General features: G+C 60.5%; 15 protein-coding genes and 3 pseudogenes. 9 read left to right on the top strand and 9 right to left on the bottom strand.

Annotated elements, in window-relative coordinates:
- Window positions 1-8: 8 nt before the first annotated feature.
- Window positions 9-392, bottom strand: a complete 384-nt coding sequence (locus FHT77_RS29575) for an Hsp20/alpha crystallin family protein (RefSeq protein WP_183759034.1) — start codon at window positions 390-392, stop codon at window positions 9-11.
- Between the two features lie 13 nt (window positions 393-405).
- Window positions 406-846 (bottom strand): Hsp20/alpha crystallin family protein, encoded by a 441-nt coding sequence (locus FHT77_RS29570; protein ID WP_183759032.1) that lies wholly within the window; start codon window positions 844-846, stop codon window positions 406-408.
- A gap of 191 nt (window positions 847-1,037) precedes the next feature.
- On the opposite strand from FHT77_RS29570, the gene FHT77_RS29565 reads away from it, so the two are divergent.
- Together FHT77_RS29565 and FHT77_RS29560 are read left to right on the top strand one after the other, a co-directional pair.
- Window positions 1,038-1,955 carry a DnaJ C-terminal domain-containing protein gene (locus FHT77_RS29565; RefSeq protein ID WP_183759030.1) on the top strand — a complete coding sequence of 306 codons (918 nt, stop codon included), beginning with the start codon at window positions 1,038-1,040 and terminating at the stop codon, window positions 1,953-1,955.
- 3 nt (window positions 1,956-1,958) lie between these two features.
- Entirely contained in the window at window positions 1,959-2,282 is a 324-nt protein-coding gene (locus tag FHT77_RS29560) for a chaperone modulator CbpM (RefSeq protein ID WP_183759028.1), read from the top strand.
- Here FHT77_RS29560 and FHT77_RS29555 read toward each other — a convergent pair.
- The 4 genes and pseudogenes from FHT77_RS29555 to FHT77_RS29545 all read right to left on the bottom strand — a co-directional run bounded on the left by FHT77_RS29555 (window position 2,222) and on the right by FHT77_RS29545 (window position 3,864).
- Window positions 2,222-2,842, bottom strand: a complete 621-nt coding sequence (locus FHT77_RS29555) for a nucleotide exchange factor GrpE (RefSeq protein WP_312859792.1) — start codon at window positions 2,840-2,842, stop codon at window positions 2,222-2,224. The two genes, FHT77_RS29560 and FHT77_RS29555, sit on opposite strands and share 61 nt — an antisense overlap.
- 76 nt (window positions 2,843-2,918) lie before the next feature.
- A complete protein-coding gene (locus tag FHT77_RS32010) occupies window positions 2,919-3,044 on the bottom strand; it encodes a hypothetical protein (RefSeq protein ID WP_281412610.1) in 126 nt (41 codons plus the stop codon).
- Between the two features lie 34 nt (window positions 3,045-3,078).
- A pseudogene (locus tag FHT77_RS29550) lies at window positions 3,079-3,285 on the bottom strand (DUF6481 family protein); the annotation flags it as partial.
- A 369-nt stretch (window positions 3,286-3,654) separates the two neighbouring features.
- Complete coding sequence (locus FHT77_RS29545; protein ID WP_183759025.1) at window positions 3,655-3,864, bottom strand: cold-shock protein; 210 nt, start codon at window positions 3,862-3,864, stop codon at window positions 3,655-3,657.
- Between the two features lie 233 nt (window positions 3,865-4,097).
- On the opposite strand from FHT77_RS29545, the pseudogene FHT77_RS29540 reads away from it, so the two are divergent.
- A pseudogene (locus FHT77_RS29540) lies at window positions 4,098-4,268 on the top strand (co-chaperone GroES); the annotation flags it as partial.
- A gap of 94 nt (window positions 4,269-4,362) precedes the next feature.
- Window positions 4,363-4,527, top strand: a pseudogene (gene groEL, locus FHT77_RS29535) (chaperonin GroEL); the annotation flags it as partial.
- Between the two features lie 60 nt (window positions 4,528-4,587).
- Here the strand turns inward: groEL and FHT77_RS32155 are convergent.
- Window positions 4,588-4,836 (bottom strand): hypothetical protein, encoded by a 249-nt coding sequence (locus tag FHT77_RS32155; RefSeq protein ID WP_259131180.1) that lies wholly within the window; start codon window positions 4,834-4,836, stop codon window positions 4,588-4,590.
- Window positions 4,837-5,530: 694 nt separating this feature from the next.
- Here FHT77_RS32155 and FHT77_RS29530 point away from each other — a divergent pair.
- The 4 genes from FHT77_RS29530 (at window position 5,531) to FHT77_RS29515 (ending at window position 11,189) form a co-directional block, all read left to right on the top strand.
- Complete coding sequence (locus tag FHT77_RS29530; protein WP_183759023.1) at window positions 5,531-6,097, top strand: type 1 glutamine amidotransferase domain-containing protein; 567 nt, start codon at window positions 5,531-5,533, stop codon at window positions 6,095-6,097.
- Window positions 6,087-6,962, top strand: a complete 876-nt coding sequence (locus tag FHT77_RS29525; protein WP_183759021.1) for an aldo/keto reductase — start codon at window positions 6,087-6,089, stop codon at window positions 6,960-6,962. The genes FHT77_RS29530 and FHT77_RS29525 overlap by 11 nt, the downstream gene beginning before the upstream one ends.
- A gap of 235 nt (window positions 6,963-7,197) precedes the next feature.
- A complete protein-coding gene (locus tag FHT77_RS29520; RefSeq protein ID WP_183759019.1) occupies window positions 7,198-8,418 on the top strand; it encodes a glutathione-independent formaldehyde dehydrogenase in 1,221 nt (406 codons plus the stop codon).
- A 191-nt stretch (window positions 8,419-8,609) separates the two neighbouring features.
- Entirely contained in the window at window positions 8,610-11,189 is a 2,580-nt protein-coding gene (locus FHT77_RS29515; protein WP_183759017.1) for an excinuclease ABC subunit UvrA, read from the top strand.
- A gap of 24 nt (window positions 11,190-11,213) precedes the next feature.
- Here FHT77_RS29515 and FHT77_RS29510 read toward each other — a convergent pair whose 3' ends face one another.
- On the bottom strand, window positions 11,214-11,390 hold the full coding sequence (locus FHT77_RS29510; protein WP_183759015.1) for a hypothetical protein: 177 nt from the start codon (window positions 11,388-11,390) through the stop codon (window positions 11,214-11,216).
- 255 nt (window positions 11,391-11,645) lie between these two features.
- On the opposite strand from FHT77_RS29510, the gene FHT77_RS29505 reads away from it, so the two are divergent.
- Window positions 11,646-13,373 (top strand): FAD-dependent oxidoreductase, encoded by a 1,728-nt coding sequence (locus FHT77_RS29505; protein ID WP_183759013.1) that lies wholly within the window; start codon window positions 11,646-11,648, stop codon window positions 13,371-13,373.
- Between the two features lie 908 nt (window positions 13,374-14,281).
- On the opposite strand, the gene FHT77_RS29500 is transcribed toward FHT77_RS29505, so the two are convergent.
- On the bottom strand, window positions 14,282-14,905 hold the full coding sequence (locus FHT77_RS29500; protein ID WP_183759011.1) for a hypothetical protein: 624 nt from the start codon (window positions 14,903-14,905) through the stop codon (window positions 14,282-14,284).
- Window positions 14,906-14,988 lie beyond the last annotated feature (83 nt).

The raw sequence follows: 14,988 nt of genomic DNA, 5'->3' as shown, positions 1-14,988 counted from the left end.
AACCTCCCTCATCCTGCCTTGACGCTGATCTTGGCGGCTGGCGAAGGCGCCGCTTTCGGCAGTGTAAGTTTAAGCACGCCGTCCCGAAACACGGCATCGATCTTTGCTGTGTCGATAGGCTCCGAGATCGTGAAGCTGCGTTCGTAAGTGCCGTCGCGGTACTCGGCGTGAACCAGCGCATAACCTTCGGGCGCACTGGAAACCGATCGTGCTGAAATGCGCAGAACGCGATTGTCCAGGGTGACGTCGAGGCTCTCCGGATCCGCTCCCGGCATGTCGAGCAACATCTGAACGCCGGACGTGGTCTCGATAATGTCGATGGGCGGGACGAAGACAGGCTCGACCCGGGTTGGTTCCGCCGGTACGGTTCCATTGGTTTCGTGGTCGGTCATGGCGGCATCCTCCTCAGGAGCGGCTGACGGTAATCTTGTGCGGCCTGTCTGCCAGCGGCCGTGGCAGATCGAGCCGGAGCACGCCGTGCCGGAACGTCGCCTTGGCGCGGTCTCCGTCGACGCGGAATGGCAAGATGAGGTTACGGGCGAAGGCGCCGCTGATGCGTTCCTGGCGGTGGATGACAGCGTCTTCCGCCAAGGGTTCGGCGGGGCGGCTGCCACGCAACGTAACCGTGTTCTGGTGGACAGCGATATCGAGTTCCTCTGGCACCACGCCAGGTATCTCGGCCGTGATCACGGCTCCGTCCGCCACGGTCCAGATGTTCATCAATGGGTATTCGGGCGGAGCCGCCAGCCGGAGATTGTCCAACGGCCGGCCCATGTCCCTCTGGGCTGAGCGCATCTGGCGCAGCGGATCGTACCAGCGCACCGAGTTCTCGATGTTGTGCAACATGCCAATCTCCCTTCGTGCTCCGGATCAAGCTGCTATGTCTCCTCAAGGTGCATCCATCCCGCGCAGGCGACATTGATGATCGTCAGTTTAGAGCTGCGGAAATTCGTGTAGTTGCCTTTGGTGTCCTGACGTAAGCCACCAGCAGTCTTCATCCCGCCGAGGGAACATTCGCGAAGGACAGGTCTGCAAAGATGCCGACGAGTAGCAGTGATCCCTATGACATCATTGGCGTCAGGCGCGACGCCTCGCAGAACGATATCCAGGCGGCCTATCGCCGCAGGGCAAAGAAACTCCATCCCGATCTCAACCCTGGAAACAAGCAGGCGGAACAGGACTTCAAAAACCTGTCCGCAGCCTACGAGATTCTGCGTGATGAGGAAAAGCGCCGCCGTTTCGACAACGGCGAGATCGATGCGACAGGCGCGGAGAAGCCCCAACGTCGGTACTATCGTGACTTCGCTGATGCCGGCGCGGGCGATTTTTCCTACGAGAACGGCAAAGGCTTCGCGGATCCCGGTGAAGCCGACATCTTTGCTGAGTTCTTCTCCCGCCGCGGGCGTCGGAATTTCAGAATGCCCGGCGCCGACCTGCGTTACTCGATGGAGATCGACTTTATCGAAGCGATCAATGGCGGCACACGCCAGGTGACGCTATCCGACGGACAGACGCTCGAAATCCGCATACCGCCCGGCGCGCGCGACGGGCAGATTCTCAGGCTGCGCGGCAAGGGCGGTGCTGGCGAAGGTGGAGCGGAGACCGGTGACGCCCTGATCGAGCTCCACGTGCGTCCTCATCCATTCTTTCGGCGCGAGGGTGACGACATCCGCCTGGACCTTCCGATCACGCTTGGCGAGGCCGTTCTTGGTGGAAAGGTTACGGTGCCTACGCCCGCCGGCCCGGTGCTAGCGATCGTGCCGGAGAATTCGTCGAGCGGCAAGACGCTGCGAGTGAAAGGAAAAGGCGCGGCCCGGCGAAACGGTACCCGGGGGGACGTCTACGCAACGCTAAAGATCGTGCTTCCAGAAAGGCCGGACACCGAACTGAAGGCATTCGTGGCCGGCTGGTCGGCCAGCAAGGGATACAATCCCAGGCAAGGGATGGGGGAATAGATCATGGACCATCAAGAGTTTGCCCGAGATCTTCATATCGATATGACAAGGCTGCGCGTCTTCATCAACCGGGGCTGGATATCACCGATCATTCAGGACGGCAGGCCAATATTTCGGGAGGTCGACCGTGCACGAGCCGAGCTTATTGCCGATCTCGCCAATGAAATGGGTATCAACGACGACGGCGTCGATGTGGTGCTGAGTCTGGTCGACCAACTTTACAGCCTCCGCTGCGACTTCAGCAACTTGATCGACGCGCTCGAGGCTCAGCCGCAGCGCATTCGCCACCACGTCGTGAAAGACGTAAAAAAAAGCCAAACAGGCTGAGCGTGCGTGGATCGGGTGCTCTGCGCTGAAACAATATATATATATATCGAGATGTTCGACAGTCTGACTTCAATAGGTCGAGGCTCGGCTGCGCCAATCAAGGGGCGCCGAGCCCGCCGTCCCCGGACCGCGACACCGACCATCGCCGGACGAAGCACCTCAACGATGGTGCCTTCCGCGGCTGTCGTGTCGGAATGCTGGCGAATGACGTGATGAACGTGCGGGTCGAAAGCCGAGCCGAGCGGATCGATGCGTTGCAATCCATGGCGTGAGAGCGTCGTCAGCAGGTTGGCTTCGGTGGCCTCCACGCCCTTCAGCACTGGATCGATCGCGTCGCGGTCCGAATCCTCTCGCGGCGCACTTTCGATCGCGCGCCGCAGATTGTCGAGCGTATCAAGCAGGTCTCCCGTCAGTTGCGAGGCGGCAAACTTCACCGCCTCCTCGCGCTGGCGCTGCATTTGCTGACGGATGTTCTGCTGCTCGGCCAGGGCGCGCAGCAGCTTATCCTTTGTCTCGGCGAGTTCCGCCTGGAGCACCGCGGATGAACCCTGGTCAGCCACGGTTTCCGAGGCCGGGGTATCGACAACGGGTCCAGATTCTGCAGGTTTTGGCCTGGGCTTTTGTTTATGGTCCGTGTCAGCCATGGCGCTGCCCGTCCTTGTTGTCGACTTCCTCGAAATCGGCATCGACGACATCATCGCCTGATGTGGTGCCCGACGGGTCCCCGGACCCGGAGGGCGAGGTGCTCGAAGCCTCATGCACTTTGGCTCCGAAATTCACCGATGCGATCTGTAAGGCGCTTTTGCTCCTCAAGCTTCAAGCGTTCGCGTTCGACGCGCCGCTCTTCACGAGGAGTGGCAATGGCGGCGCGTTCGGCGTGCTTTGCCATTCCGGCGGTTCCGCCTGGGTCTTTGCCGCTCGGTAGGAATTCAGGAGAGCAGCTTTGGCGTCAGCTGATGCAGCGCGGCGGTCAAGAAACTCCGCTATTTCTAGCGTTCTTCATTCTTGTCCCCCATGGCAATCGTTGCAGAGGTCAGCGCGCTCTTTCGCGTTTGGCGATTCCGGCCCCGATGTTGTCGACAAGCTCTTGGACAGCTCCTTGGCAGTCGAGCCTCTCGCAACCGATGTGTCTTGGCATCTCGGGCCCGAGCTGTAGATTCCAGCTCTTCCTGCGCGGTCTTTGGATAAGAATTGCGTTTGGACGCTGCTGACGGCGATATCGCCCGCTGTCGGCTGTGTGAGTCTGCAGTTGGAACCGCGATAAGCTCGGCGAGCAGCCGAAACGAAAAAGGCCAGGCAAAAACGCCTTCCATGGTGAAATGGCTTCCGGCAGTGCCAGTACATCCGTGGTCAAAGGGAAGCGGATTTCGATTTATGCGGACTGCAGATTGCAGGCCGACATCTTGCCCGACTTCATGCCGCGCTCGAGCTCGAAGCCAACCTTTTGGCCTTCGACGAGTTCGCGCATTGCTGCACGCTCGACAGCAGAGATGTGAACGAACGCGTCAGCGCCGCCGTTGTCGGGTTGGATGAAGCCGAAGCCTTTGGTGGAATTGAACCATTTAACTGTGCCGGTGGTCATGATGAACCCTTTCAAAGCATAGAATGAAAAACCGCGAAGCCGATGCCGCGCGGGTGTGAACCGACTATATTTGAAACGGAAGTTCGCTTAAAGCGCGGTGCCAATCGCGCGGTGAACAAAGCTCGGCAAGCAAAAGATCGATGATGCATCTGTAGGGTAACGAGAGCGGCGGTTCAGCGGGTTGCAATCGAAGATGGCATGTTTCGTTTGGTGAGTTTGGCTGAGTCTCCCAGCAGGAAGGCGAGGTTTTCACCGTCGGCCCCAGCGAACGTAACGACGCGGGCCAGATCCAGGCGCTGGACGTCAAGGCCGGCGATCGAATCCTGTTCGGCAAATGGTCGGGCACCAAAATCAAGATCCGTGGCGAGGATCTGCTGATCATGAAGCAAAGCGACGTCATGGGATCATCGAGGCCCACGCGGAGCAAAGAAAGTCGCCTGAGGAGTTGAAGACATGGCTGCGAAAGAAGTCTAACTCCACGCCGACGCGCCTGAACGTATGCTGCGTGGGGTCGATGTGCTTTCGAACGCCGTCAAGGTTACGCTCGGTCCGAAGGGCCGCAACGTGATTAAAGACAAGTCGTTCGACGCCCCGCGCATCACCAAGGACGGCATATCGGTCGCCAAGGAAATCGAGCTGGAAGACAAGCTCGAGAACATGGGGCCGCATCAACGTTAGCCACGACCGCCGCCTGGTGACTGGCTGCGGTCAATACCTCAGAACTCAATCGTTGGGATTGTGGTCCACAAGAAGGCCCTGCAAGCGGCCGCTCCCGCTTGCGATGGTTGTGTCTTTGAACAACCGCGATACGAGGCGCGGTCGCGATCCTTGCCTCTCATCGATGAGGAGGAATGACATTCTCTTTATCTCGATCGTGATCACGCCTGCATTGTCATGACGACGATATTTGCCGGAATCCACCGTATAAAATCCATTTTCCGCCGCCCAGGCGGCTATCATATCCGCGTTCATCAGGATCCCGCTTTAGGAGATGCGAACGTGCTTTTCTCTAGCTGTCCCGCTCGTGCAAATCACTTTGCAGTCGTAAGGATACCGTAATAGAAACGCTCCAATCCAGCCAAATCGGTCCACAATTGCAGTTCCCGCTTAGGTGTTGCGAGAAAGACTCGAATGAATGGTCCGAATCGGTACGGCTCAGCCGAGGTCCTGCCCCTTAGTGCTTGAGAGGTTCGAACCGACCTCCCTGCCTTGAAGGACGGGGGACGGCACGCACCGCCCGCGCACGTCAGCGAGACTCGGCTCGCTGTCAACGCTACGGTCACGCACGCCCTCGCAAATGAGCGTTACAAAGGTGGAGCTATTGGCGAACTCTAATCGTGAACCGCATTGACGGGCGTCATTTAAGGCGGATCGCTTCGCTGCTAATGTTTCCGCGGGGTCGGAGGAAGCAGCTACGAATATATGTATCCCCAGTGCAACTCAGGCTCCGAATGTACTGTTCCAACCGTGGGTTGGTCCCTTCAACCTGCGGCATTGCATCGTCATGGCGCCACTGACGCGCTCGCGGGCCCGCCATCCGGGCAGCGCTGGCGGTGAGCGCCGACAGCTTGCTCTCAAAGGCGGGAGCTTGTGCCACTTCGCCGGCAAAACGGCGCCCACTACACCAGGAAGAGGTCGCTTACTCAACACAGAAAGGAACTCGATCATGGCAGAAGACACCCTCAAAGGACTCAATGTGGCCATCCTGGTCACCGACGGCTTCGAGGAGGTCGAACTCACCGGGCCACGCAAAGCTCTGGATGAAGCCGGCGCCACGACCAAGATCGTATCGCCCAAACATCAACACGTACGGGCGTGGAATTTCACGGACTGGAGCATAGAGTTGCCGGTCGATGTGGAACTTGATCAGGCCAAGCCGGAAGATTTCGACGCTCTGCTGCTGCCGGGTGGCGTTATCAACCCGGATTCGCTTCGCATTGACTCGAAGGCGGTTGGCTTCGCGAAGGCCTTCTTCGATGCCGGAAAGCCAGTTGCAGCGATCTGCCATGGTCCCTGGACCGTGATCGAGACCGGCGCGGCGCGCGGCCGACGCATGACTTCATGGCCCTCGCTCAAAACCGACATCAAGAACGCCGGCGCAGACTGGGTGGACCAGGAAGTGGTTGTGGACAAGGGGTTGGTCACGAGCCGCAGTCCCGATGATCTTCCGGCATTCAACCGGGAGACGATCAAGCTGTTCAGTGGAGCTGGTGGGCACCGACATGCCGCATAATGCCAGGTCCACTGGACGGACCAGCAGGCGGCAGCTCGGTCCGCTGCATCGCGAGGTCAGCATTATCGGCCAGGGGACCTGGTACATCGAGGAAGGCGACCCCGCCTCCGCGATCGCCGCGTTGCAACGAGGCATCGATCTCGGAATGAACCACATCGACACCGCGGAGATGTATGGCACCGGCGCCACCGAGGAACTGGTCGGCAACGCCATCGCGGGCCGACGAGATGAGGTATTCCTGGTCTCGAAGGTGCTGCCACAGAACGCCACTCGACTGGGGACGAAGATCGCTTGCGAGAGATCGCTCACCCGCCTCAAGACCGACCGGCTGGATTGCTACCTGCTGCACTGGCGCGGATCGTATCCGCTGGAAGACACGTTTGCGGCTTTCGAGGCGCTCTGTAAGGAGGGCAAGATACTCTCCTATGGCGTGAGCAACTTCGACGTTCCGGATCTTGAAAAGGCATGCGAGATTGCCGGCGAATCGAGCATTGCCTGCAATCAGGTGCTCTACCATTTGCAGGAGCGCGCGATCGAACATGCCGTATTGCCCTGGTGCGAGCAGCACCGTCTCGCCGTCACCGCGTATAGTCCGTTCGGGCACGGCGATTTTCCAGGCAATTACACGCCCGGCGGCCGCCTGCTCGCGGATATCGCGAAGGCGCATGATGCGACCACGCGCCAGGTCGCGCTTGCATTTCTGACGCGGGGGCCCTGGGTCTTCGCGATCCCCAAAGCGTCCAGCGTCGAGCATGTCGAAGAGAATGCCGGCGCGTCCGGTATACATTTGTCGCAGGCCGAGATCGCGCGGATCGATGCCGCCTTCCCGCGTGGTCCGCGTCGCCGCGGGCTGCCAATGATTTGACGGTCAAACCAGAGGGCTCGGCCAGCGAGGGCCTGCCGATGTCGCTCTTAGTTGTTCCGGGCCAAGGCGCAACGATCGAATGGCAACTTAACAGTCAACAAACTTCGGACGTCGCATCCATACTGACGGTTATCAAGGCTGGCCGATGCCTTCTCCGCCTATTCTGCTTCACCGCAAGGCATCAATCAAATGCTTCAGCGGCAAAACCCACGTCATCGCCCCAAGGAGATTAGTTATGCCAGCAAGCAATCGTGCGATCACTTTCTTGGAACCACACAAGATGGAACTCCAGGACAAAGGATACCCGAAGCTCGAGGACCCGCAGGGTAGGAAGATCGAGCACGCAGTCATCCTCAAGATCATTACGACAAACATCTGCGGCAGCGACCTGCATATCTATAACGGCCGCTTCGCGGCCCCGCAGGGGATGCTGATGGGGCATGAGAACACCGGCGAGGTAGTTGAGGTGGGCTCGCATGTCGAGCGCATCAAGGTCGGCGATGTCTGCTCCGTGCCCTTCAACGTGTCTTGTGGCACATGCCGGAACTGCAGGGAACGCCATACGGAAGTATGCCTCAATGCGAACGAAGAACTCGGCTTTTGTGGCGCTTACGGCTTCAATCTCGGCGGCTGGCAGGGCGGCCAAGCCGAATATATGCTGGTACCGTGGGCGGACTTCCAGTTGCTGAAATTCCCCGACAAGGACCAGGCAATCGAAAAGATCAGGGACCTCACCCTGCTCTCCGATATTTTGCCCACAGGGTATCATGGCTGTGTCGTGGCGCGGGTTGGAACGGGCTCCACCGTGTACATTGCCGGCGCCGGGCCGGTCGGTCGCTGCGCGGCTGCGAGCGCGCAGCTTCTTGGAGCGTCTTGCATCATTGTCGGCGACCATAACGAGGCGAGGCGCGATCTGGTGAAAAAAGCCGGCTACGAGGTCGTGGATCCGTCAAGCACCACCCCCGTCGCCGATCAGATTGAGAAACTCCTCGGCACGGGCTCTCGCTGGGTCGACGCGTCTGTCGATTGTGTCGGCCTCGAGTGCCACGGGTATGGGCCGGACGGCAGCTCCGAGAACGTGGAGGAAGCCGTCATCAACACATTGATGGAAGTGACCAAGCCTGCCGGCGCCATGGGCATCCCCGGCGTCTACACTAATTTGGATCCCGGTGCTCGCACAGAACTCAACAAGAAAGGCTACATGGCCCTGGGCTTTCCCGCAGCCTGGGTAAAATCGCCCACATTCACCGCCGGTCAATGTCCCGTCATGCACTACAACCGCGATCTGATGATGGCCATCCTGTGGGACAGGATGCCTTACCTGACACCGCTTATAAACACCGAAGTGATATCGCTAGAACGGGCAGTCGAGGCATATCAAATCTTCAATGACGGATCGCCCAAAAAATTCGTGATCGATCCGCACAACATGACCAAGCTGATGTCGACCGGTTGAACTGGCGAGCGCCGGAAGATTGACGCCGAGCGCCCCGCGATAGCGCGACCCGGCCCGTGGGCTGCCAAAGCCTCGAATCGATGAAGCCCCCGGGCAGCCCACACTATCGCGACGCCGAGCGGATCGATGGCGACCATTGTCGTCGAAACGTTGCCCTGATGCCATGAACTCTCCTTAATCGGTCTGTGCGAATGATGGAAACCAACAAGCCTCGGTCTCAAGAAGCGGCAAACGAGCCTCCGCGGGGCTTCGTGCGCGTGCGTGGAGCACGCGAGCACAATTTGAAGAGCATCGATCTCGTCATTCCGCGCGATGCCCTTGTGGTGTTCACCGGCGTCTCCGGCTCGGGAAAGTCGTCGCTGGCCTTTGGTACGCTCTACGCGGAGGCGCAGCGGCGCTATCTCGAGTCGGTGTCGCCTTATGCGCGGCGTTTGTTTCATCAGATGGCGGTTCCCGAGGTCGACGAAATCGATGGCCTGCCCCCGGCCGTGGCCTTGCAGCAGCAGCGCGGCTCGCCTTCCACGCGCTCTTCCGTCGGCAGCGTGACGACGCTTTCTAACCTCCTTCGGATGCTCTACTCGCGCGCTGGCAATTATCCCCGACACCAAGTACATCTCGATTCCGAGGCTTTCTCGCCCAACACGCCGGCGGGAGCCTGTCCCCGATGCCATGGACTCGGTCGGGTCTACGAGGCGACCGAAGGCTCGATGGTGCCGGATGATTCCAAAAGCATTCGCGAGCGCGCCATTGCCGCCTGGCCGCCCGCCTGGCATGGCGGCAACCTGCGCGACATGCTGACTACGCTGGGCTATGACGTCGATCGTCCATGGCGAGAGCTGCCGAAGGAAGCCCGCGACTGGATCCTCTACACCGACGAGCAGCCGGTGGTCCCGGTCTACATCGGGTATGACGCGGACGAGGCGCGACGGGCGATCAGGCGCAAGGAGGAGCCCAGTTACCGCGGCAATTTCTCCAGCGCCAGGCGATATGTGTTAAACACCTTTGCCACCACTCAAAGCGCGTCGATCAAGAAACGGGTGGCGCGCTACATGGTGAGCACCGAATGCCCGCTCTGTCACGGCAAGCGGCTTCGCCGCGAAGCGCTCTCCGTCAAGTTCGCCGGCTTCAATATTGCCGACATTTCGCGGATCCCACTGGCAAGGCTCGCTGACCTCCTGCGCCCCTATGCGGAGGCCACCGCCGCTACCCTGACCAAGCTGAAGGCGCAGCATCCGGAGAAGGCGTTGGTAGTGCAGCGGATCGCCGAGGACCTCGGCGGCCGGCTCGCGGTTCTGCTCGACCTCGGACTTGGCTATCTTTCACTGGAGAGAAGCACCCCGACGCTGTCACCGGGCGAACTGCAGCGCCTGCGACTTGCAACCCAAGTGCGGTCCAATCTGTTCGGCGTCGTCTACATGCTCGACGAGCCCTCAGCCGGACTGCATCCCGCGGACACGGAGGCGCTGATGACGGCGCTCGATCGATTGAAAGCCTCCGGCAATTCGCTGTTCGTGGTCGAACACGAGATCGATGTGATCCGCCATGCGGATTGGATCGTCGACGTCGGCCCGGGCGCCGGCGACCGCGGTGGCCGCGTGCTCTACAGCGGTCCGCTGCAAGGGTTCGAGCAGGCAGAGCAATCGCAAACTCGCCGCTACCTGTTCGACCACACTATTGTGTCAGACCGAACGCCGCGCCCACCCAGGGGCTGGTTGCGGCTGCGCGGGGTCAACTGCAACAACATCCATGGGCTCAATGTCGATTTTCCGTTGGGAGCATTTACCACCGTGACTGGCGTTTCCGGTTCGGGCAAGTCGAGCTTGGTGAGCCAGGTCCTGGTGGAATTGATTGCAAAGCAGCTCGGCCATCCCATCCCCTCGATCGATGATGAAGACGACGGGCTCGAGCGGACTGCCGTGACGACACCGCGCGGTCGGATCGCGAGCGGGGCGGAGGACGTCAAGCGCCTGGTGGTCGTCGACCAGAAAGCGATCGGACGCACACCACGGTCCAATCTCGCGACGTACACGGGGCTGTTCGACCACATTCGCAAAATTTTCGCGGCGACGAAGTCGGCGCGCGCCCGTCACTATGACGCTGGACGCTTTTCCTTCAATGTTGCCAAGGGCCGTTGCGAGACCTGCGAGGGAGAAGGCTTTGTTTTCGTCGAATTGATGTTCTTGCCCAGCGTCTATGCACCGTGTCCAACCTGTCATGGCGCTCGCTTCAACGCGCAAACCTTGGACATCGAATATCGCGAAAAGAACATCGCCGCAGTTCTGGGAATGACGGTAGATGCCGCCTACGCCTTCTTTGCCGAGGAGGCGCAAGTGCGCCGATTCCTCAATGTGCTGCGGCAGGTTGGCCTCGGCTATTTGCGACTTGGCCAGCCGGCCACGGAGCTTTCCGGCGGCGAGGCACAGCGGATCAAGCTTGCCTCCGAGCTCCAGCGGCCTCAGCGCGGCGCCACGCTCTACGTCCTCGACGAGCCCACCACAGGACTACACCCGGCTGACGTTGAGAGGCTCGTCGCGCAACTTGACGGGCTCGTCGAATCTGGCAATACCGTCATCGTGGTGGAGCACGACATGCGTGTCGCCGCCGGCAGCGACTGGGTCATGGATATCGGCCCTGGGGCAGGCGAGGAAGGCGGCCGTGTAGTGGCGTTCGGCACGCCAGCCGAGGTCGCTGGATCGTCCATAAGCCGCACAGCACCATATCTGTCGCGGTTCACGGCCCGGCCTGCGGCCGAGCTGGAGCCGGTCCAGTAGCAGCGCGCGAATTGAGATCGTCTCCTAGAACGGCCAATCGGGCGCCCCCGAATTGGAGGCGCTGAACGAGGTGATCGAACAGGGCAGATGGTCGCGCCGATCGCGGGCGGAGTTGCGTTGGATCAGGCGGTGCGAGCGCATCAACTCGTCGCTGCCGGCCACGTGCTCTGAAAAATCGACCTGCCGTTCAGCCGGATCCATCGCGCGTTCCAGTGAACGGTCCCGTTCCCCTTTGCGGCGCGTCTCCTAGAATTGACGGTCGTCAATGCGTTGCGGCGTGCATCGCGCTAGTAAAACCTCAGTGGTGCCGTCAGAAGACGATCCGATACGCGCGCCGGCGGGCCCCGGTATCGACTTGGGCACGAGCTGATAGACACGGCAGATAATTTCGCCGACCTGCTTGTCGCACCAAGGCCGCGCGATCGAGGCCGTGAGATGAACCCGTGAGGATATATGATGCCGAAGGTCGATCCAAGCGATGAGAGGATGTTTCCAAAATTCTCGGGGGCGGAAATCGATCGGCTTTGTCGGTTCGGCTACCAGCAGCGTTACAGCAAGGGCCAACCGCTGTTCCTGACAGGAGAGATCGCCCCCGGCATGTTTCTGCTCAAGAGCGGTCGCGCCCAAGTGACGCGGCGCGACCCGCTGGGACATCTCGCTCCGATCGTGGAAGAGACTGCAGGTGATTTCGTCGCCGAAGTGGAACAGCTTTCCGGTCGGCCGGCGCTGGTCGACGTTCACGCGGTCGACGATATCGAGGCCGTTGTCATTCGGGCCGAGAACCTGCGCGGCGTCATGATCGCGGAGCCCGAGCTTGGCGACCGGATCATGCGCGCCTTGATTCTGCGCCGCATCTTCCTTATTGAGGCGGGCGCCGGCGGACCCGCGCTGATCGGGTCCGAGGACGCTCCCGATGTCGTGCGGCTGCAAGGCTTCCTCGCCCGGAACGCCTACCCCTATCAGGTGCTCGATCCTGCGAGGGATCGCGAGGCCGCTGATCTCATCGACAAATATGCGCCGGATCCGAGCGACCTTCCACTGGCGGTGTGTCCCAAGGGCACAATTCTCAAGAACCCTAGTGAGGCAGACCTGGCACGCGCCCTTGGAATGGTACGGAGGGACGGTCGAGACCGGACGTACGACGTCGCCATCGTCGGGGCTGGCCCCGCCGGTCTTGCGACCGCCGTCTACGCGGCGTCCGAGGGGCTTTCGATCGTGGTCTTTGACGCACACGCGTTCGGTGGGCAGGCCGGGGCGAGTGCGCGCATCGAGAACTACCTCGGGTTCCCGACCGGCATATCTGGCCGGGACCTCGCCGGGCGAGCCTATGTACAGGCGCAAAAATTCGGCGCCGAAATGGCGATCCCGTCCGCCATCGCACGCCTCGACTGCGATCAAAATCCGCTGATGCTGGAATTCGCGGACGGGGCCTTAACCAAGGCTTCGGCCGTGGTGATTGCGTCCGGCGCACGCTACCGTCGGCTCGACATCCCCAATCTAAGCGAGTTCGAAGGACGAGGCGTGTGGTATTGGGCCTCGCCCATCGAGGCAAGGCTTTGCCGGCACGAAGAAATCGTCCTTGTCGGAGGCGGCAACTCCGCGGGGCAGGCCGCCGTGTTCTTGCGCGACTACGCCGCCAAGATCTGGCTGGTTGTGCGTGGGGCAAGCCTGTCCGAAAGCATGTCCCAATATCTCATTGACCGGATACATGCGGCCAGCACCATCGAGGTGCTGACGAACACGGAGGTTATCGCGCTCTGCGGTTCACCGCAACGACAGCTTGAGCGCATCCGGTGGCGCAACCGCGTTTCAGGTGAGGAAACGGAAAGGCAGGTTCGGCATATGTTTTTGTTCCTTGGAGCCGAGCCGGAGTCTGGGTGGCTGCACGGCTGCGTTTCTCTCGACGCCAAAGGCTTCGTGCAGACGGGTGCGAGCGTGCCACAGGCGATCCCCTCCGCAATCGACGGCGCAGAACCGCTCTCACTGCAATCCAGCATCCCCGGCGTCTTCGCGGTCGGCGACGTGCGTTCCGGCTCGGTCAAACGCGTCGGCGCCGCGATCGGCGAAGGAGCCGAAGTCGTGGCCCAGTTGCATACCTATCTCACCGGTCAGGCGAAGAGCGCCACCGTTTGCGCCCCGTCCGCCGCCGAGCTCCCGACCGTCTTTCCGCCTTCAACGCGGTAATGTTCCGCCCTTGTCGCGGCCCGACATATCAACGCCAGACAACGCCGGCTCGTTTCTTTGGCGTGCAACACGATCTGGTGGAGTTTCAACGAGACGGAAGCGAGTTAACCGTGTTGGCATCGAAGGCCGGCCCGGCATGAACGCAGATGCCAGCGCCAGAGCGGCGGCGGCTATCGAACGCGTTACCGTCCATCCGGATACAGCCGAGAGCCATGTTGTAGCGGCTGAGTTTGCGACCGTCGCGGCGACCAACGATCATTGGCGTTCACACACTCTCGGCACCGCCCAGGTTCGGGTCTCTTTATCATTGCCCGGCAAGCCTCCGAAGAAGCGGCTCACGGGAGACGGCGATCTCGTAGAACATGGAGGCGCTCACGCGTTCCTCCTGGATCATATTTCTCGAATGCTGAAAGCTGATGCCTATGGATCGGGCAAGGCCGGGCTTGCGAAAACCGCCCAACTGGACGCGCGACCGCGATCTGCATGCCAACATGCGCATCGGCTGGATCACAGCGGGTAGGTCTTGGCTTAGCAATACCGTAAGAGCAGGAGGCTATTTCGATTCCGACAATGCTTTTGCGTCTTGTCATTCCGGAATGTGAGTGTGTCGAGATACGCCGTCAGGAACTCAGCAAAATTTCCGAATGCTTGGGGAGTTTACAGGACTGCGCAAAATGGCATGGGCGCTTTCACCGCGGCGCTACATCCGACTTCAAATCGAGGGCGGAACGTGCGGCATCTGCAAAGAATGGACAGCAGGTGTGTCGCGCAACTGGATAATCGAACATAGGCCAGATATGTTTTGCCGACGGCGCGACGAACCCTTCAAAAGCCTATGTCGAGCGCGATTGAGTGGAAAGATCAAGGCCGCGCCACAATAACACTGACGAAGTCATGCGCACAGAAAATCAGAAGATACTATCGCGGCGCGCCTTATGGCGTTCCTCGATTAGGGGGCGGCAGGTCTGCTCGACCGCCTTTACTGCAAGATCAAGCCTCTTCTTCAGAGCGTCTCCCTCCATTTCTCCCCAACCGATCGCCGCCTCCCATTGATCGCGTTCTTGTTCTCGTCCGGCTGGCTTCTGGCCATGGGTGCGGACCAAATTGCGGGCCGCATCGACAATTTCGTTGTGAATTGCCCTTATCTCGTCGAACGGGCGCGCAGCCTCTTCTCCGAAGTAAGCCATGAAGCGGTATCGGCTGGCCCGGAGCTCGGAGAAGACTTGGCTTTCCTTCGTCAAGCGGTCCACGGGGGCGATGATCTCGCTCTTTTCGGGCTCATCATCGTCCTGTCCAATGTCTGGTCGATCAGTCTCATCTTGATCGGCATCTGACGCCGGAAATCGCGCCCATGTCAGAATGTCCCTGGTCCGATAGAACCCCGCCAAAACCTCTTCCGCCAATTCAGCCTTCCGCCTGCCGACCGTTTCGGCCCTCCATGCATTGAGCCCGCGCATCCCGGCCCAGCCAGCCAGAAGGGCCGCCATGCCGGTCATTAGATTGGCCCATGCGGAAATCCATTCAGGTGACACGACCGATCTTCCGTGCGTACGTTTCGATAAGGCCCATACGTTTCTATCTGCGTTCCGTTTGCCGCCTGTTGGCGTTTGCAGAA

Origin of the sequence: Rhizobium sp. BK181 (genome assembly GCF_014193305.1) — a bacterium.
In the GTDB taxonomy this organism is placed as follows: Bacteria; Pseudomonadota; Alphaproteobacteria; order Rhizobiales; family Rhizobiaceae; genus Rhizobium.
The sequence above is the reverse complement of the archived record's forward strand: the minus strand, read 5'-3'. Positions and strand labels throughout refer to the sequence as shown.